Raw genomic sequence first — 18,529 nt, forward strand, 5'->3', positions numbered from 1 at the left:
TGACTCGCTAAACATAAAAAGGGATAAGTTTATGAAAAAAGGAATCTTTTTAGCTCTATTAAGTACACTTTTAATTTCAGTTGTAAGCTGTAATAAAGGTGGACCAAAAAAGGCTAATAACACTTTCTATTACAATCTTAGTGGTACACCTACTACTTTAAATCCATTATCTTCAACTGATGCTTACTCATCAAATGTACATTCTTATGTTTTAGAAGGACTTCTAAATAAGAATATTGACACAAATGAGTGGGAGCCTGGGCTTGCTGAGTCTTGGAAAATTGAAAATGACGGTTTTGATTTCGTTTTCACAATTAGAGAAGGCGTTAAGTGGCATGATGGAAAACCATTAACAGTAGAAGATGTTAAGTTTTCTTTTGATGCAATTATGCACCCTGAAAATAAATACAAAACAGCTCACATGAAGTCATACTTTGCTAACTTCAAAGAAGCTGTCATTGAAGGTCCAAGAACAATCCGTTTTAAGGCCAAGAAAAAGTACTTTGGTAACTTAATGTCTGTTGCAAGTGGTGGATACCTTGCCATCGTACCAAAGCATATTTATGAGAACCCAACAGAAGAACAAGAAAAAGAGTTAAATAAGACTCTTATTGGTACAGGTCCTTATATCTTTCAAGAGCTTAAAAGAGGGAAAGGTATTTCTCTAGTTAAGAATAAAGATTGGTGGGGTTATAAAACAGACCTTTATAAAGATGATTACTCATATGACGAAATCTTCATGAGATTTATTAAAGAGTCTTCAGTTGCTATTCAAAGACTTGAAAAAGGTGACCTAGACTTCAATGCTCTTTCTCCAGAGGAATATGAGCAGAAAACGAATGGCCCAAAATGGGGTAAAGACGTTTTAAAAGTAAAAGTAGAAAATAAAGCAGTTAAAGGTTACGGTTTTGTTGGTTGGAACTTTAAGCATCCAATCTTTAAGTCAAAGCAAGTTCGTAAAGCAATGAACTACTTAATGAATCGTAAAGAGATGAATAAGAAGTTCCGTTTTGGATACTCTGCACTTGCGACAGGTCCGCTTTACCTTCAGTCTGAATATGCAAACAAAGATGTTAAGCCAATTCCTTTTAATGTTGGTGAGGCAATTAAGATTCTTAAAGCTGACGGTTGGGCCGATACTGATCAAGACGCTATTCTAGATAAGGTAATTGATGGAAAGAAGACAAAGCTTTCTTTTACAATCTTAAATCCTTCAAAAACTTTTTCTAAATACCTAACGATGTATCAGCAAGATGCTAAACAAGCTGGTGTTGATATTGAAGTTAAGTATATTGAGTGGAACTCATTCATTAAGGCTCTTGATGAAAGAAACTTTGATGCTGTAACACTTGCTTGGTCAGGTGGTTCTCTAGATTGGGATCCAAAACAAATTTGGCACTCAGACTCAGCAGCAAATAATGGATCTAACTTCATTTCTTATTCAAATAAAGAAGTTGATAAGTTAATTGATCAAGCACAGCTTACTCTTGATAAAGAAAAGAGAAAGAAGATGCTTAAGAAAGTTTATAAGTTAATTGCAGAAGATTATCCATATATCTTCCTTTTTAACGATCGCTTTGCTTTCTATGGAAACACTAAGCGTATGCAAAAAGAAAAAGACACTTACACTTACGGAATTGGTTACGGAAGTAAGTGGTCAATTAAGCAACCTAAGTAGAAGTTAAATAGGTAGGAGTAGAAGTTGTTTAACTATATCGTACGAAGATTAATGATTATGGTCCCGACGTTGATCGGGGTCAGTATCCTTATGTTTGCGATGGTTAACCTGGCACCAGGTTCTCCAATCGAGCAAAAACTTCAGCAAATGAGATTTGGTGGAGTAGGACAAACAACATCGGATACAAGTTCAAATAATGGAGCTGTTTCACAAGAAGTAGTTGAAGCACTCAAGAAGCAATACGGCTTTGATAAACCATTACATATTCGTTATGTAATTTGGCTTAAAAACTTAGCAACGTTAGACTTTGGTGAATCGTTTACTTATGAAGAGCCAGTTATTGATGTTGTCATGAGTAAACTTCCGGTCTCAATTCAATTTGGACTTGTTTCATTCATCATGTCTTATTTGATATGTATTCCGCTTGGAGTAATTAAGGCCGTTAAGAGTGGAACGAAGTTTGATGCTGTATCATCTTTCATTTTATCAGGGCTTTACTCAATCCCTCCTTTCATGCTTGGTATTCTTCTTTTAGTTTACTTTGCCGGTGGTACTTTTGTTGACTGGTTCCCAATCGGAGACCTCGTTTCAGACTACTACGATGATCTAGGGATTTTTGGAAAAATTACAGATCGTATTTGGCACTTTGTGCTTCCTTTAATCGCATACATGGTAGGTCAGTTCACTGTTCTTACTCTTCTTATGAGAAACTCAATGTTAGATGTTATCTCTCAAGACTATGTACGTACTGCAAGAGCGAAGGGTCTATCTGATAAGATGGTCTATATGAAGCATGCTTTAAGAAATGCTCTTATTCCAATTGTTACAGGTTTTGGACACTTCCTATCACTATTCTTTGCTGGATCACTTCTAATTGAGCGTATTTTTAACCTTGATGGTATTGGACTACTTGGTTATCAGTCACTTTTAGAAAGAGATTATAACGTAATTATGGGACTGTTCTTCATTCAGACTGTTCTAATGTTCATCGGAAACTTAATCAGTGATGTTCTATACACTGTTGTTGATCCAAGGATTGATTTCTCATGATTGAAAAATTTATTGAAAATGAACTTACACTTAAAAGATGGAGACGCTTTAAGAAAAGAAAATCTGCTATCGCAGCTTGTATTTTCTTATTTGCATCATTGCTCCTAACGGCAGCTGCACCTTTAATTGCAAATAGTAAGCCTATCTATATGACATACCAAGGAAAGTCATATTTCCCTGTGTTTAAAGATTATCATCCAAGAGATTTTGGTATCACAAATGTTTATGTAACTGACTACCGAAAGCTTGATATGGATAGTGCTATTTGGCCAATTGTTAGATGGGACCCATACGAATCGAATAAAGATGTATATGAGTATCCAGCTCCTCCAAGTGATGAAAATATCATGGGGACAGATGATCGAGGACGTGACGTATTCACAAGACTTCTCTACGGTTATAAGTATTCAATCGCTTATGCATTCTTAGTTTGGCTTCTTTCGACTGTAATGGGAGTCTTCTTTGGTGGTATCATGGGATACTTTGGTGGGAAAGTTGACTTCTTCGGACAACGTGTTGTTGAGATCTTCAGTACAGTTCCAGTATTCTTATTACTTCTAACAATGATTTCAATTTTTAAGCCGACTCTAACACTTCTAATTTTCATTTCTTCTATCTTTGGATGGATGGGAATGAGTTACTATGCTCGTGGAGAGTTCTTGAAGAATAGAAAGCAAGAATTTGTTGAAGCTGCTCGTGGAATGGGAGCATCGACTTCAAGAATTATTGTAAAACATATTCTACCAAATTCACTTGGGCCAATTATTACTTTTGCTCCATTTTCAATTGCTGCTGGTATTTCAGGACTAGCTTCACTTGATTACCTAGGGTTTGGACTTGCTGTTCCAACGCCATCTTGGGGTGAGTTATTAAATCAGGCACATCAAAACTTTAGAATTGCTTGGTGGCTAGCTGTTTATCCATCAGCTGCACTATTTACAAGTCTCTTCTTACTTGTACTCGTTGGAGACGGAGTAAGAGACGCACTTGATCCAAAAATGCAATAAGAGGTAAGCGTGAGAATATTCATCTTAATATTCTCCGCTCTCTTTTTCTTTAATATTTTCGCACAAAAATTTAGAGTGATTTCAACACTTCCTAGTTACACAGAAGCAATGTATTTTCTAGATGCACAAGATCTTCTTGTTGGTGTTTCGGATTATTGTAATTACCCGTCTGATGCTAAGAAGTTACCGCGCTTTGGTACTTCTTTTGAAATTAGCCTAGAGAAGCTCATTAAAGAGAATGTGAATACTGTCCTATTGGCCGAAGTTCAAGGGAGTCGAATAAAAGAAAATCTTGAAAAGGTAGGAATAAAGACAATTGTAATACCATATAAGAAGTTAGCTGATGCAACGGCAATGTTTGAAACTATTAATAAAAATTTCAATTTAGATAAAGATAAGCAAATAAAATTATTTCAATCAAAAATGAGTTCATTATTAAGTCCTTTAAAGAAGAAGAAAAAGGTCTTAATGGTTATCGATGAGAAGTTTAAAAACTCTAAACTTCATGAATTGAGGGCCATTGGAACTGGTAATTACTTCAATGAAATTATTACCAGGCTTGGCGCAACAAATGTTATTTCTAGTAATGGTTATCCTTTGTTAGATCTTGAAAACCTTTTAAAGCTCAAATTCGATATTCTAATTAGAGTCTCAGATCGAAAGATTGAAAATGCAAAGAATTGGAGATCTTCAATATTTAAGGATAAAATATACCTATATGAAAAAGACTATGCTGTTGTTCTTGGACCTCGAACTTTAAACTTAATAGAAGACTTCAGAGAAATATTAAAATGATTAAACTAGAAAATGCATCCATTGACAGTCGAGTTCAAGTGGAGCGCTTCACGTTGAGCGAGAAAAGCTGTGGTGTCATCGGTCCAAATGGAGCAGGTAAGTCTAGCTTTTTGAAAATGATTGCACAACTTGAAGACTTTCAAGGGAGTATCATATGTGAAGGTGATGTTGCCTATTGTGGTGACGCAACCTCTTTGCAGAGTGATATGCTTGCTAGTGAGGTTCTTTTTTATGCACGTGGAAATAAGGCCCAAAGTTCAGACTTTTTAAATCATCTTATAAAACATTTTAATTTTACAACATTACTCAATCGCCCTGTCTCAACATTAAGTGGTGGTGAAAAACAGCGATTAAATATAATTTCAATTTTTTATTATGATTGTGATTATACGCTCTTAGATGAGCCAACTAATTATTTAGATCCTATATACGTTGACTTACTTTCTGAATTTTTAAAGAGCTGGGAGAAGTCTCTTTTTATCGTTAGTCATAATCTAAATTTTGTAATTGATAATTGCCAACAACTTCTTGCCTTCAATGATGGTTGTGTGAGCTTTGATGGAAAAACTTCAAAAGCTTTAGATGACAAAGCATTTGATAAAGTCTTTTTAAAAGAATTCAATTATCAAAGCTTTGATGGAAGAAGGTATATTTTATGAAAAAAGGTATCCTGCTTTATTTTGTCGCTATTATACTAATCGCTCTTGCGCCTTTTTTAGGACGTAGCGGATTTATTGATTTTGATAAGCAGGGTCTCTATATATTAGAAAACTTAAGATTTCCTCGTGTTTATTTGGCCTTTATTGTTGGTGGACTTCTTTCTATTATTGGAAATACTACACAAGTCATTTTTAGAAATCCTTTGGCGACACCTTATACATTAGGTTTTTCAAGTGTTGCTGCACTCGGATTAGCAATTGCTGAACTCGGATTTGAAAGTTACTCATTAGGTGCTTATATTGCCCTATCTTCAACATTTCTATTTATTCTTCTATTCCTATATTTAAATAAGTTTTCGTCTCAAAAAGTTCTTCTCTTTGGAGTGTGCTTATCAATATTTTCTTCAAGCGCTATCGTCTTTGTTCAAAGTCTACTTGGAAATGAAAGTATTGCACGTCTAATAAGATGGATGATGGGAAGCCTTTCAATTGTTGGTTTTGAAAGCTTTACTTATACATTACCTCTCTACTTAATCGGCCTCGTCTTTTTTATCGCGAATCGAAGAAATTTGGCCATGATATCAATTGGTGAAGACTTTGCAAAAACAAGAGGAGTTAAAACTCGTCAAGTTAATGCAACTCTGATTTTAATTTCAAATCTTCTTGTTGCAATCATTGTGTGGCAATGTGGACCAATTGGCTTTGTTGGGCTTATTATTCCGCATATTACAAGACGCTTGATAAGTGCAAATTATCAAAAAAATCTACTTCCAACTTTTATTTTTGGAGGCGCTTTCTTAGTTCTTTGTGATCTCTTATCTAGGGTTATATTGGAGAATAGTATTATTCCAATTGGTGCGATTACAGCATGTGTTGGAGCACCAGTATTAGTACTCCAACTGTTTAAAAAGCCTAGCGCTTAATTTCTTCTAGTTTAACTTTTGCTTTCTTAAGTGCGCTACCGCGACGGTAAAGAACTTCCACAATATCACCAACTTTGTATTCGTAGAGAATATTAAAAATATCATCAAAATCGTTAATTTCTTTACCATCTACTTTTAAGATAACATCTCCTAGCTTCACTTCTCTTGTTCTAGGATTTTGTGAAAGACCTTTTAGTCCTGCCTTCTCAGATGGCCCGCCTGGCCTTACACTTTGTATTGGGAGCCCTTTTTCTAGGTCTATTCCGTAGAAGTAAGCAAGCTCTCTTTTTTCAGCAATAGCAATTCCTAGTCCTGGTCTTTTAACCATTCCGAACTTGATTATTTGAGGGACAATTTTCTTAACGATATTAATTGGAACAGCAAATCCAACTCCTGCCGATGATCCTGAGCTTGAAAAGATCATTGTGTTAACACCAATAACATTTCCAGAAGAATCAATAAGTGGTCCACCAGAGTTTCCTGGATTAATTGAACTATCTGTTTGTAACATTCCGCGAATTTCTACTCCACCAATTCCTTGTATTCCTCTTTGTTTTGCTGAAATTATTCCTGTCGTCACTGTTGCATCCAGACCAAATGGTGATCCTATGGCAATTGCTTTTTGACCGACTTGAACATTATTTGAATCTCCGGTCTTTAATGGAGTAATATCTCTAGGGACTTCTAGTAACTTTAATACAGCGATATCCTTTGCTGGCTCAGTTCCGACAAGTGTTGCTTTGTATTCTTTTTTATTATTATTAAAACGAATTAAGAAATTATCGGCGCCTTCAACGACATGATAATTGGTAATAATATGTCCATTTTTGTCCCAGATCCATCCAGAACCTTCACCTTTTACGACTTCTCTTGTTGATGAGCTAAAGAAGAAGCCGCGACGTGCTCTTAGCTTGCCAAGACTAGAGATATTCACAACAGAGTTCACTGAATCTTTAAATATAGAAATAGTATTCTTTTCAGACTCTAATCTTGCTTGGCCTTCGTCAAATAATGCATGTGTATTAAACGAAGCTAGTAATAAAAAAGTTAAGAAAAAATGTCCTATTTTTGTTCTCATAATAATCCTCATATTCTTTTTATTAACTCTTTTGACGCTTATCCCATTATACATATATAATCATATTTAATGAATTCTTGATTCAGATAAATGTCAAATTTTTGTAAGAACTCTGAGGGGATAAGTGGATATACGCTATTATAATCGATATACGAATAAGGTTGAAGTTGAAAAGGTTTATGGAGATGGAGCTGTTCGTTTTTTATACTCAAACCCTATTGGAAAGCTTTTGTCTGGTGCTGTTACTTCATCAATAGTGTCGACTTTCTATGGTGAATTACAAAGTATGACATTTACAAAGAATAAAATTCCAAAATTTGTAAAAGATTTTGAAATTAACCTTGATGACTATTTGCCAGCTGAAGGCCGTTCATTAGATGATCCATATGGTAGCTTCAACGAATTCTTTATTAGACGATTTAAAGATGGTAAGCGTGAATTTAACGCTGCTGAAAACGAAATGCCTGCTTTTAGTGAAGCGAGATATTTTGGATATGAATCAATTCAGAATAGTTATAAAATTCCAGTAAAAGGAAAGTATTTAAATTCAACTGAATTACTCCAGAATAAGAAGTGGCAGGATGTCTTTAATGATGGCCCACTATTATTGGCAAGATTGTGTCCAGTTGATTACCACCGATTCCACTATCCACTAGATGGACAAGTCATTGACTATTATAAAGTTGATGGTACTTATCACTCGGTAAATCCCATTGCTTTAAAAATGAAAAATGATATTTTTTCTACGAATATACGTGAAGTAACGATTATCGAGACTGAAAAGTTTGGAAAATTAGCTTATGTTGAAGTAGGGGCCACGATGGTTGGCCGTATTGTTCAAACAAGTGATCTTAAAGAATGTAAGCAAGGTCAGGAAAAAGGTTACTTCCTCTTTGGTGGATCGACTGTAATTGTATTAGGTGAAAAAGGTAAGTGGTCACCTTCAGACGATATAATCAATAATACAAAAAATGGTATTGAAACTTATATTCACTTAGCAGATATCGTTGCAACTACAGGAAAGTGATCCGACGGGTATATCCCATCACTTTCTTCCTTGTGCATTAAGATCTCTTCGCATTTTAATTTATCTTTTGAACAAAGAATCCAATCAATGCGTGAGCCATCTTCTCGTTGTCCCTTAAAGCTATGGTGACTTTCACATTCTTCATGCTTGTGCTCAAGCCATGGGTCTATGAGCTCGGGGATTCTTTGATTGATAATTGAGCGCACTTGCTCAAAAGGTGATTCGTTAAAGTCTCCTGTCAGTATGACTGGATAATCAGACCTTAGACGGTTTATTTCATTGATAAGAACATTTATTTGCTCTTGTCTTGTATTAGTCTTTAAATGATCAAGGTGAGCATTCACAACAAAGAATTTCTTATTATTTGCTCTTGCTTCTAAAATTGCCCATGTACATACTCTAGGAAACGCACTTCCAAATGATTTTGAAGCTGCTATATACGGTGTCTCAGATAGCCAGATGTCTCCAGAGTGAATAAGTTTAAATTTTGAAGGCCTATAATATATAGAGGGATACATTCGATCATCGATCCATTGACGATTTTCTTCAACAATCTTAAGTCCTTGGAGCAGTCCTTCAAGGTCCTTTAGTTGAGGTTGCCACCCTTCTTGGGTTCCAATAATATCAGGATGATAGCCATTAATTGCGCATGCCAGAAGCTTTCTTCTATTGTGCCAATCGTGTTCTCCATCTGCTGGATTATCGAAGCGAATATTTGATGTAATTACTGTGAACTTAAACATATTTCATTAATGAAAACATATTTTTCATCAATAGAAAAATAGAAAACACCAGATTCAGCACTCTTGGCCTTAATTATCTCTTACATTTACTTTCCTTTTAACTAAGGAGGACTGATGTCTAAACAAATCGAATTATTTAATGAAGTAAGAAAAAGGTACCCTGATTATACCTATAAAAAGTTATCAGCTTTATTTGAAATTCAACAAACACGACTATTTCGCTTGATGACTGGTGCGTGTGATTTAAAGGCCAGTGAATACTTTATTATCAAAGAAAAATTAGAATCGAATTCATCGGAGATTGGAGAATTAATCCAGTTCTTAGAAAAGCATTCATTTGGCTTAAGTCGTAATGATTGTATTGAGTTTAAAAGTGAAATTGAAAATAAATTATTTCTTAGAAAATTAATTGGTGCTTAGGGAGCTGATATGACACGTTTACTTATGATTGAAAGAGCCATTTTAGAATCTTGTGGAAATAGTAAAAAAACAATATTTGAGATCGCTGATGAAACAGGTATTGATATTTCCATGATTGGTACCCTTTGTATTCGCTTGAAGAAAAAAGGAATACTAGCGAGAAATCAGAATCACTATTATATAAATAAAGATGCAAATAGCTTAGTCGTTGCGAATTCTCCAGAGAATATAAGAAAAGAAGTTCGCGAAGTAACAAATTCAATGATTGAAAATTATTTTACAAGAAAAGAAAATCGCTCTCTTAAACTACAAAAAGTATATGTCGATAAAACAGAAGAGTTAATATTAAATTCAATGCTTGATCAATTAAATCGCTTCGTTGAAGACTTACAGAAAAATCATAAGAAAAACTCAAGAAATATCGTAAAAAAACAAAAGGTTCTTATGTGGGGACACGGTAATTATAACGATTTAATTGAAAGCTCTCTTCAATTAGCGAGATAATATAAGAAAACTTAAATTATGTTTAATTGAGTCACCTTGTGAAATGAAATAATCTTTATATATTTCATTTCACGAGGTTTTTTTATGAGGTTTTTACCTATATTCCTAATAATAATTACAATTTTGAGCTGTCAAACAAAAGAGAAAGAGACTTTGTACTTTGGAGGGAGGATTCTAACAATGGATGGGAAGTCTCCAGCATACATTGAAGCTGTTGTAGAGAAGGGTGGAAAAACAGTTTTTACAGGAGAAAAAAAAGAGGCATTTAAAAAGTATCCTGATGCAAATAGAGTAAACTTAGAAGGTAAGGCGATGTTACCAAGCTTTCTTGATTCTCATGGGCACTTTGTTGCTGCTATTCAAATGGTTAATCAAGTAAATCTTTCAATACCTCCAGTGGGAAATGTAGAAAGTATAAAGGATATCCAAAAGTCATTAGTTAACTTTCAGCGCTCAAATCAAATACCAAAAGGAGAATGGGTTGTTGGTTGGGGCTATGATAATGAAGGCTTATTAGAAAAACGACATGTTACAAAAATAGACTTAGATGAGGTTCTTCCTGAACATAAAGTAATGCTAATACATGTCTCTGGGCATGGGATTGTTCTAAATTCAAAGGCATTAAGTTGGGCCAATATTAATAATGAAACGAAAACACCGTCAGGTGGAGTCATTGCGCGCTTAAATGATTCAAATGAGCCAACTGGTCTTTTAATGGAGACAGCCTACTTCTCTCTTGTTTTAGATAAGTTGCCTCCGATGTCCGAAGTGGATATGCTCAAGCTTCTTGATAAGTCACAACAGTTATATGCTTCATTCGGTTATACACATATGCAGGATGGTGCAACATTAGCAAAAGATATTAAATTTTTTAAAAAAGCTGCAAAGAATAAAAGTCTTTATCTAGATCTTGTGGCCCTTCCTGTATTTACTGAGTATGAAAAATGGTTTGATAAAGATGATTTTATATTTGGAAAATATGAAAATCACCTTAAGTTTCAGGGAGTCAAAATGCTACAAGATGGGTCACCTCAGGGAAAAACAGCATTTATCAGTGATGAGTACCTTACTGGAGGTCCAGGAGGTCAGAGACATTGGCACGGAGAAGGAATATTAAAAAAAGATGAGTTTTTGAATCTTTTTAAATTATTTTCTGATAAAGGCCTTCAGATCTTCACCCATGCTAATGGTGATGCTGCTATTGATGAAGTTATTGAGGCAACAAAATTTTCCGGTATAGATGCATCAAATGATCGACGCTTTGTCGTTATTCATTCTCAATTTCAGCGTCCTGATCAATTAGATGAATATGTAAAATTAGGTCTGACTCCATCTTATTTTACTAATCACACATTTTTTTGGGGAGATGTTCATATTAAGAATATTGGGAAATCTAAGGCAAGCTTTATAAGCCCAATAAAGGCCGCTGTTGATAAAGGGTTAATATACTCGAATCATTCTGACTTTAATGTAACTCCTCTGGATCCATTTTTTATTCTTTGGACAGCTACTACAAGGAAAACACGAGAAGGAGTTATTTTAGGTGAGGAACAACGTGTCGATATGTATACCGCATTACAGGGATTGACAACTGGGCCAGCTTATCAAGTATTTGAAGAAGAAAGAAAGGGGAAAATCAAGGTTGGATTTTTAGCGGATTATGTCATTCTAGATAAGGATCCGATGAGGATAACAGGTGATGAAATTAAGGATATTCAAGTAATTGAGACAATTAAAAATGGAAAAGTAGTCTATTCAAAAAATTAACCAACGAATCCAAATTCGTTGAGCATTTTTTCAACGAGCTCTTTTAAATTATATTTTAGCATTTTATTTTCCGGAGACATTGTTGAACATTCAATATATCCAATCATTTTTTTGAAGTCAGTTTTTCGGCCTTGATTTTCTAACCAATTATCAAATAGAATTATAGCTTCAATCCATTCACGAACAGAGTATTGAGTTTTATCAATATAAGAAAAAAGGAGCTCTCCATTTTCTTTATGATTCGGCGATGACTTTAGATGCTTTTGTAGGTAACTAAAGATTGTTTTTAATTCATCTTCGCTTCTTATATTATTTAGTAATAATTCCAGCCTTTCATCAGATAAAAAGCTAATTGGGTATTGTGCCCTGAGTCTTTGGAAATAGTTTTCAGTCATAGTACCTAACATGGTGTGCAAATTAATAATTTTGTTCTAAACTAACGAAGTTATCTATTTATAATTTAGCAAGGGTTTTACATGTTTGAAACTATTAAAAATATATGGCCATTGATACATCGCCATCGCTTACGAGTTATCGGAAGTATGCTCTTTGGTGTTGGAATGGCCTTGATTAAAGGTGGGCAAGTTGCGCTCATTGGTCCTTTATTTAATAAAGGTTTATCACCTGATTCGACTATGGAAGATATCTTGAGTCTTGTGGGTCTTCTATGTTTACTTGCCTTGATTAACTTACCGGTAAGATTCTTTCATTTTTATTGGATGGAATATTCAATGAATGACGCTATCTGTGAGATTAGAACGAAGATTTATTCAAAAATCCAAGATATTCCAATCTCATTTTATACAACAACAAAGCAGGGTGATGTCATTTCAACAATCTTAAATGATACAATGATCTACTCTCAGGGGATTAGTGGGATTATCACTATGGTCCGTGAACCAGTGACGCTGATTGTACTTCTTGGTTATGCATTTTATATCGACTGGCAACTAACTTTAGTTACTTTTGCAATCTTACCTCTAATGCTCTTTGTTTTTACATTCTTTGGAAAAAGGGTACGTGCTCATCAAGAAGATGTTCAAAGGCGCTTATCTGACATGACTCATATTATTGGTGAAGGTGTTGGTGGACAAAAAATTATCAAGGCCTTCAATCTTCAAGACTATACAAGAAATTTTTTCAAAAGTTATCAGAGAGAGTTTTTTGAATTTCAAATGAAAGCAGAAGTGATGAGGCAGTTTTCTCATCCTCTAGTTGAATTTATTACAACTTTAACTCTTTCTGCCGTTATTGTTTTTGCTCAGATTAAGATTTCTGGAAGTTCAATGAGTACGGGAGACTTTATTACTTTTATTGGTATCATGGCAATGATTCAAGATCCGATTAGAAAAACTAATGACGGAAACTTGAAGATTAATCAGGCACAAGCGGCAGAGAAAAGAATTTTTAAGTTTTTAAAAGTTGAAAATGAAGCTGATCCTGGAACTCAAGAAAACTTTGAGTTAAAAGAAAGAATTTCATTCAAAAACTTAGACTTCTCGTATGGTGATAACCAGGTCATTAATAACTTAAGCTTTGATATTGAAAAAGGTGAGAAAGTAGCGTTAGTTGGACTTTCTGGATCAGGTAAATCGACCTTGATTAATGTTCTCTTAGGCCTTTATCCAGTTAAAAAGGGAAGTTATAAGATTGACGGAGTTGACTCTTCTGACTTTACACTTAAAGGCTTGCGCGAATACTTTGGCCTTGTTTCTCAGGATATTTTCTTATTTAACACTACAATCAGAGAAAACCTGATGTTAGATAAAGATGTATCGGAAGAGAAGTTGGAGGAAGCACTTAAGGTTGCTCATGCAACAGATTATATTAATGAACTACCTGAAGGGCTTGAGACTATTATAGGTGATCGAGGAGTAAGGCTTTCAGGAGGTCAAGCTCAGAGGTTAACGATAGCCCGTGCTTATCTTCAAGATAATGATGTATTTTTATTTGATGAAGCTACTTCTGCCTTAGATAATGAGTCTGAAAAAGTCGTTCAAGAATCATTAAATGATCTAGCAAAGAATAAGACAGTTGTTGCAGTTGCTCATAGGCTTTCAACAATTCAAAATTACGATAAAATAATTGTTCTAAAAGATGGACAAAAGATTGAGCAGGGACGTCACGAAGAACTGATGGCCTTAGGTGGTGAGTACAAAAAACTATATGAATTAAGTATGAGATCTTAAGATAGCGAAGGCTACCTAGAATGGTAGCCTTTTTCCTGCTCTAAATGGGTGTATCCACTCTGGAGCCACTTTATTTAGCTTTTCACCAGACATGACAATTTTATACTTTTCTAAGAAGTCATTTGTGAAGTTTTCCATGGAAAAGTTTTTTAAAGCATAATTTCTAATATATTCACGATCATAAATGTCTTTAGTTGTATTAAAGTATTCGATGATCTCTTCATGAGAATAGAATGTTCTTCCTGTACCTTCCACAATTAAATCAGGAAGTGAGCCAAAACTTGAGCCAAATACTGGTAGACCTTGAGTCATGGCCTCAATAATTGCTAGTCCAAAAGGCTCGTGCCAGCGAACTGCAAACAAGAGTGCATCACATTCGCGCATTAGATCAAGCTTGTGTTGTCCACCTACCATTCCATGGTTATGAATGAGAGGATGCCAACCAAATAATTTTGAACCACCGCCACAAATATGAAGATGCTTATTTGTCTGTCTTGCTATCTTTACTGATTGTTTTAAATTCTTAACTCGCCAAGATGCTTTTGCTAGAAATAGAAGATTCTTAATATCTTTTATCTCTTTTTCTTTATAGATGGCAGGATACTCTTCCATATCAAGGCAGTTGTTTACGTAGCTTGTTGATCCATGATTCCTTGCATGGGACTTGGAAACAAAAACAGTGTTTAGATCAAACTTTTCACCAGGAAAACCATTACCTCCAATATTAATTAAATAAGGAATATCAAGTTTTATATCATCATTGAAAAATTGATGAATAACATCTGTGTTATCAGGTACAAGTTGTTGCCAATTATCTTTCTTTGACCAAGGTATATGTTGAATACCGTATTCTGTAACCTGGCTCTCTGCTGGTCCAATAAATGTAACCTTATGTCCGAACTTAATGAGTTCTTTCATATGCCAAAAAACAAGTCTTTCGACACCACCATATGTTTTGATTGGAAGAGCGGTGTGATGATGAATACAAACGTGCATATTAATTCCTATAGAATTGGCCTTAGCCATCTTTCAATTTCTTCTACTTTCTGATTTTTTTGTTTGGCATAAGACTCAACTTGGTCCTTTGCAATATTCAAAATATTAAAGTATTTTGCGCCAGGGTTAAAGAAGATGTAGCCTGATACTGAGCTCGCTGGATACATCGCATAGCTTTCAGTTAAGATTGCACCAGTATGTTCTTCAACCTTTAGGTATTCCCAGATTTTACTTTTTTCAGTGTGATCTGGGCAAGCAGGGTAACCAGCGGCAGGTCTAATTCCTGTATACTTTTCTTTTATAAGCTCCTCAAGTGAGAGTTCTCGCTCTTTTTCAATTCCACACATTTGACGTGCTCTTTCGTGGATTAGTTCAGCATAAGCTTCAGCTAAGCGATCTCCAACGGCCTTAACCATAATTGAAGTATAGTCATCACCTTTGTCTTCAAAAGTTTTTGCATACTCTTCAACCTCTTTACCAATTGTAACGACAAAAGACCCGATATAGTCTTGTTTATCTCCTTTAGGAAGAATGTAGTCTGCTAGAGATAAATAAGGTCGATTGTTTTGTGTTTTCTCTTTTTGTTGGCGTAAGAAATTAAAAGTACCAAATTCATTCTTATTTTCATCGAGAAGGATTACTTCCTCCTCTTTTGAATATGCTGGCCAGAATCCAAGAACGGCTTTGGGTTTGAAACGATTATTATCGATAATATCATCGAGAATATCCTGTGCTTCTTGATATAACTTCTTAGCTTCTTCACCATAATCTTTATGAGAGAGAATATTTGGATAAATTCCTTTAAGTTCCCAAGTCCAGAAGAAAGGAGACCAATCAATATACTTGGCAATTTCTTTTACTTCAATATCGTCGAACTTTCTTTCACCGATATACGGAGGGGTAAATTCCTTAAAGGTATCCTCTGGATTAATGCGGTTTCTCTTACGTGCTTCCTCAAGAGGTATTGTCGCCTGAACAGAGTCTTTTTTATTTTCAAAATATTCTTTTGTTCTTTTTTGATTATCTCTAAGATCCTTAATAAAGTTTTCGCGAAGCTTTTCATTTAATAAGCTGTTACATATTCCAACTGTTTGAGATGCATCTCCTACATGAACGACTGGACTTGTACATTCTGGTGCAATTTTTACTGCAGTGTGTGTCTTACTTGTTGTGGCACCACCAATTAGAACTGGTGTTTCAAGTCCTTGACGATTAAATTCTGCAACATTATGGATCATTTCATCAAGTGAAGGAGTAATCAGACCACTAAGGCCAATGATTTTTGCATTATGTTCTTTTGCTGCCTTTATTATATCTTCACAGCTTACCATAACACCTAGGTCGACAACGTTATATCCATTGCAGGCCATTACAACACCAACAATATTCTTACCGATGTCGTGAACATCACCCTTTACTGTTGCGATAACAAAAGTATTCTTCTTACTTTTACCTTCCTTATCTTTTTCCATGTATGGTTCAAGATAGGCGACAGCTTGTTTCATGACTCGAGCACTCTTAACTACTTGTGGGAGAAACATTTTCCCTTCACCGAAAAGTTCTCCAACAATACCCATACCATTCATTAATGGGCCTTCGATAACATCAAGAGGTGAGCCTAGCTCTTGTCTTGCTTGCTCTACATCTTCTTCAATAAACTTTCCAATCCCTTTTACAAGAGAGTGAGAGATTCTTTCTTGAAGAGTGCCTTCACGCCAAGATAAGTCATCTTCTTTAGCTTTTGATTTAACGCCTTTAAATTGTTCGGCGTAGTCTATTAGTTCATCTGTTGCATTTTCTTTACGATTAAAGAGAACGTCTTCAATTTTTTCTAATAGCTCAGGTTTAATATTTTCATAGACTTCAAGCATTCCAGCATTAACAATCCCCATATCAAGACCTGCTTTAATTGCATGATAGAGAAAAGAGCTATGCATTGCCTCGCGAACGACATTATTTCCTCGGAAAGAAAATGAAATATTTGATATCCCACCACTCGTAAGTGCACCAGGGCAAGTCTCTTTTATTTCTCGTACCGCTTCGATGAAGTTAATTGCGTAATCATTATGTTCTTCAATTCCTGTTCCAACAGTTAGAACGTTTGGATCGAAAATGATATCTGTTGCTGGAAAACCAACCTCTTCTGTTAGAATCTTGAATGCTCTTTGGCAGATTGAAACTTTTTCTTCTTTTGAAGCAGCTTGTCCTTTTTCATCAAAGGCCATAACAACAACGGCAGCTCCATATTGAAGGATCTTCTTAGCATGTTCTTTAAATTGTTCTTCCCCCTCTTTTAGCGAGATTGAATTTACAATACTTTTTCCTTGAACACACTTTAGGCCTTCTTCGATAACTTCCCATTTTGAAGAATCGATCATAATTGGTACTTTGCAGATGTCTGGCTCAGAAGCGATAAGGTTTAGAAACTTCACCATACAAGCCTTAGAGTCCAGAAGACCTTCGTCAAAGTTGATATCAATTATATTGGCACCATTTTCAACTTGTTGGCGGGCAACATCTAATGCAGCTTCAAAGTTTTCTTCTCGTATTAATCGAGCAAAGCGAGGAGAGCCGGTTACATTTGTTCTCTCTCCAACCATGATAAAAGGTCTTTGCCCATGGTGATTTAAATTCAGTGGCTCAAGCCCTGATAGTCTTTGAGTCTCAGGTAAATCGTGAATACTACGAGGCCTAATATCTTTTAAATGATTATAAATTGCATTGATATGCTCTGGTGTTGTTCCACAACATCCACCCACAATATTAACTAGCCCAGACTCCGCAAAATCAGTTAGAAGGGAAGCTGTTTCATTTGGCTTTTCATCATAACCAGTATCACTTAGAGGATTAGGCAGTCCTGCATTTGGATAGCAGGAGATATAACAATTTGAAACTCTTGATAATTCTTCAATATATGGACGCATCTCCTTTGCACCTAAAGCGCAGTTAATACCAACGCTAAATGGCCTTGCGTGTTCGATTGAATTCCAAAATGCCTCAACAGTTTGTCCTGAGAGGGTTCTTCCCGAGGCATCAGTAATTGTAACTGAAAGCATAATAGGAGTATCAAGATTATTGTCATCGAGATACTTTCTCATTGCAAAAATTGCTGCTTTTAGATTTAAAGTATCAAAGGAAGTTTCTGCAAGAAGTAAATCGGCGCCACCATCAATTAGCCCTTTTGTTTGTTCGTAGTAATTATCCACGAGCTCATCAAAAGTAATCCCGCGGAATGCAGGATTATTAACATCAGGAGAGATCGAAGCCGTTTTATTTGTTGGCCCAAGGGCCCCTGCTACATAGCATTTCCTATCAGGATTCTTATCCATAAATTCAAGGCAAGCTTCTTTTGCAATCTTTGCAGCTTGAACATTTATTTCATAGGCATATTCACTGAGGTTATAATCATCTTGTGCGATTCGCGTTCCAGAGAATGTATTTGTTTCAATGATATCAGCACCGGCTTCGAGATATTTAAGGTGAATTTCCTTTATAATTTCAGGACGAGTCAGATTTAATAGATCATTGTTTCCCTTAAGATCAATTTTAGTATCTTTAAAAACATCACCTCGAAAGTCTTCTTCTTTTAGATGGTATTGTTGAACCATTGTTCCCATAGCACCATCAAGAAATAGAATTCGGTTTTTTATTTTGTCTTCAAGCTGACTACGAATATCAGTTACATTTGTCATT

General features: G+C 35.3%; 16 protein-coding genes. 11 read left to right on the forward strand and 5 right to left on the reverse strand.

The features are described 5' to 3' along the window. Window positions 1-31 precede the first annotated feature (31 nt). From VCM44_RS10295 to VCM44_RS10320, 6 genes are all read left to right on the forward strand, one after another. Window positions 32-1,678: an ABC transporter substrate-binding protein gene (locus tag VCM44_RS10295; protein WP_115362140.1), complete on the forward strand. Its 1,647-nt coding sequence runs from the start codon at window positions 32-34 to the stop codon at window positions 1,676-1,678. A gap of 90 nt (window positions 1,679-1,768) precedes the next feature. Further along, window positions 1,769-2,728: an ABC transporter permease subunit gene (locus VCM44_RS10300; protein WP_233500257.1), complete on the forward strand. Its 960-nt coding sequence runs from the start codon at window positions 1,769-1,771 to the stop codon at window positions 2,726-2,728. After that, window positions 2,725-3,735: an ABC transporter permease subunit gene (locus VCM44_RS10305; protein WP_115362136.1), complete on the forward strand. Its 1,011-nt coding sequence runs from the start codon at window positions 2,725-2,727 to the stop codon at window positions 3,733-3,735. The genes VCM44_RS10300 and VCM44_RS10305 overlap by 4 nt, the downstream gene beginning before the upstream one ends. A 75-nt stretch (window positions 3,736-3,810) precedes the next feature. Further along, window positions 3,811-4,530 (forward strand): ABC transporter substrate-binding protein, encoded by a 720-nt coding sequence (locus VCM44_RS10310; protein WP_334678739.1) that lies wholly within the window; start codon window positions 3,811-3,813, stop codon window positions 4,528-4,530. Continuing rightward, the gene (locus VCM44_RS10315) at window positions 4,527-5,189 is read left to right on the forward strand and encodes an ATP-binding cassette domain-containing protein (RefSeq protein ID WP_334678740.1); all 663 of its coding nucleotides are present in this window, start codon (window positions 4,527-4,529) and stop codon (window positions 5,187-5,189) included. The genes VCM44_RS10310 and VCM44_RS10315 overlap by 4 nt, the downstream gene beginning before the upstream one ends. Continuing rightward, a complete protein-coding gene (locus tag VCM44_RS10320) occupies window positions 5,186-6,112 on the forward strand; it encodes a FecCD family ABC transporter permease (protein ID WP_334678741.1) in 927 nt (308 codons plus the stop codon). Before VCM44_RS10315 ends, VCM44_RS10320 begins: the two co-directional genes overlap by 4 nt. On the opposite strand, the gene VCM44_RS10325 is transcribed toward VCM44_RS10320, so the two are convergent. Next, on the reverse strand, window positions 6,102-7,190 hold the full coding sequence (locus VCM44_RS10325; RefSeq protein WP_334678742.1) for a S1C family serine protease: 1,089 nt from the start codon (window positions 7,188-7,190) through the stop codon (window positions 6,102-6,104). The two genes, VCM44_RS10320 and VCM44_RS10325, sit on opposite strands and share 11 nt — an antisense overlap. A 124-nt stretch (window positions 7,191-7,314) precedes the next feature. Here VCM44_RS10325 and VCM44_RS10330 point away from each other — a divergent pair, with 124 nt between their 5' ends. Next, window positions 7,315-8,217: a phosphatidylserine decarboxylase gene (locus tag VCM44_RS10330; RefSeq protein ID WP_115362126.1), complete on the forward strand. Its 903-nt coding sequence runs from the start codon at window positions 7,315-7,317 to the stop codon at window positions 8,215-8,217. On the opposite strand, the gene VCM44_RS10335 is transcribed toward VCM44_RS10330, so the two are convergent. Next, window positions 8,181-8,960 carry an endonuclease/exonuclease/phosphatase family protein gene (locus VCM44_RS10335; RefSeq protein ID WP_115362124.1) on the reverse strand — a complete coding sequence of 260 codons (780 nt, stop codon included), beginning with the start codon at window positions 8,958-8,960 and terminating at the stop codon, window positions 8,181-8,183. The two genes, VCM44_RS10330 and VCM44_RS10335, sit on opposite strands and share 37 nt — an antisense overlap. A 114-nt stretch (window positions 8,961-9,074) precedes the next feature. On the opposite strand from VCM44_RS10335, the gene VCM44_RS10340 reads away from it, so the two are divergent. From VCM44_RS10340 to VCM44_RS10350, 3 genes are all read left to right on the forward strand, one after another. After that, window positions 9,075-9,380 (forward strand): hypothetical protein, encoded by a 306-nt coding sequence (locus VCM44_RS10340; protein WP_115362122.1) that lies wholly within the window; start codon window positions 9,075-9,077, stop codon window positions 9,378-9,380. A 9-nt stretch (window positions 9,381-9,389) separates the two neighbouring features. Then, window positions 9,390-9,884, forward strand: coding sequence for a hypothetical protein (locus tag VCM44_RS10345; RefSeq protein ID WP_120404112.1), 495 nt, complete (start codon window positions 9,390-9,392; stop codon window positions 9,882-9,884). Between the two features lie 180 nt (window positions 9,885-10,064). Continuing rightward, window positions 10,065-11,651: an amidohydrolase gene (locus VCM44_RS10350; protein WP_334678743.1), complete on the forward strand. Its 1,587-nt coding sequence runs from the start codon at window positions 10,065-10,067 to the stop codon at window positions 11,649-11,651. Here VCM44_RS10350 and VCM44_RS10355 read toward each other — a convergent pair. Next, on the reverse strand, window positions 11,648-12,058 hold the full coding sequence (locus VCM44_RS10355; protein ID WP_334678744.1) for a hypothetical protein: 411 nt from the start codon (window positions 12,056-12,058) through the stop codon (window positions 11,648-11,650). The genes VCM44_RS10350 and VCM44_RS10355 overlap by 4 nt on opposite strands. Before the next feature lie 69 nt (window positions 12,059-12,127). On the opposite strand from VCM44_RS10355, the gene VCM44_RS10360 reads away from it, so the two are divergent. Then, on the forward strand, window positions 12,128-13,840 hold the full coding sequence (locus VCM44_RS10360; RefSeq protein WP_334678745.1) for an ABC transporter ATP-binding protein: 1,713 nt from the start codon (window positions 12,128-12,130) through the stop codon (window positions 13,838-13,840). 15 nt (window positions 13,841-13,855) lie between these two features. On the opposite strand, the gene VCM44_RS10365 is transcribed toward VCM44_RS10360, so the two are convergent. Both VCM44_RS10365 and metH read right to left on the reverse strand, forming a co-directional pair. Continuing rightward, window positions 13,856-14,836 (reverse strand): glycosyltransferase, encoded by a 981-nt coding sequence (locus VCM44_RS10365; RefSeq protein ID WP_334678746.1) that lies wholly within the window; start codon window positions 14,834-14,836, stop codon window positions 13,856-13,858. 8 nt (window positions 14,837-14,844) lie between these two features. Then, window positions 14,845-18,528: a methionine synthase gene (gene metH, locus VCM44_RS10370; RefSeq protein WP_334678747.1), complete on the reverse strand. Its 3,684-nt coding sequence runs from the start codon at window positions 18,526-18,528 to the stop codon at window positions 14,845-14,847. Window position 18,529: the final 1 nt, after the last annotated feature.

This window comes from Halobacteriovorax sp. DPLXC-1, from assembly GCF_036903125.1.
Classification (GTDB): domain Bacteria; phylum Bdellovibrionota; class Bacteriovoracia; order Bacteriovoracales; family Bacteriovoracaceae; genus Halobacteriovorax_A; species Halobacteriovorax_A vibrionivorans.

What these genes read in the sequence shown, in the direction of transcription:
- VCM44_RS10350 (WP_334678743.1), top strand. Translation starts at nt 10,065, where the DNA reads ATGGATGGGAAGTCTCCAGCATACATTGAAGCTGTTGTAGAGAAGGGT.
- VCM44_RS10340 (WP_115362122.1), top strand. Translation starts at nt 9,075, where the DNA reads ATGTCTAAACAAATCGAATTATTTAATGAAGTAAGAAAAAGGTACCCT.
- VCM44_RS10325 (WP_334678742.1), bottom strand. Translation starts at nt 7,190, where the DNA reads ATGAGAACAAAAATAGGACATTTTTTCTTAACTTTTTTATTACTAGCT.
- VCM44_RS10315 (WP_334678740.1), top strand. Translation starts at nt 4,527, where the DNA reads ATGATTAAACTAGAAAATGCATCCATTGACAGTCGAGTTCAAGTGGAG.
- VCM44_RS10360 (WP_334678745.1), top strand. Translation starts at nt 12,128, where the DNA reads ATGTTTGAAACTATTAAAAATATATGGCCATTGATACATCGCCATCGC.
- VCM44_RS10305 (WP_115362136.1), top strand. Translation starts at nt 2,725, where the DNA reads ATGATTGAAAAATTTATTGAAAATGAACTTACACTTAAAAGATGGAGA.
- VCM44_RS10355 (WP_334678744.1), bottom strand. Translation starts at nt 12,058, where the DNA reads ATGTTAGGTACTATGACTGAAAACTATTTCCAAAGACTCAGGGCACAA.
- VCM44_RS10365 (WP_334678746.1), bottom strand. Translation starts at nt 14,836, where the DNA reads ATGCACGTTTGTATTCATCATCACACCGCTCTTCCAATCAAAACATAT.
- VCM44_RS10300 (WP_233500257.1), top strand. Translation starts at nt 1,769, where the DNA reads ATGTTTGCGATGGTTAACCTGGCACCAGGTTCTCCAATCGAGCAAAAA.
- VCM44_RS10320 (WP_334678741.1), top strand. Translation starts at nt 5,186, where the DNA reads ATGAAAAAAGGTATCCTGCTTTATTTTGTCGCTATTATACTAATCGCT.
- VCM44_RS10335 (WP_115362124.1), bottom strand. Translation starts at nt 8,960, where the DNA reads ATGTTTAAGTTCACAGTAATTACATCAAATATTCGCTTCGATAATCCA.
- VCM44_RS10295 (WP_115362140.1), top strand. Translation starts at nt 32, where the DNA reads ATGAAAAAAGGAATCTTTTTAGCTCTATTAAGTACACTTTTAATTTCA.
- metH (WP_334678747.1), bottom strand. Translation starts at nt 18,528, where the DNA reads ATGACAAATGTAACTGATATTCGTAGTCAGCTTGAAGACAAAATAAAA.
- VCM44_RS10345 (WP_120404112.1), top strand. Translation starts at nt 9,390, where the DNA reads ATGACACGTTTACTTATGATTGAAAGAGCCATTTTAGAATCTTGTGGA.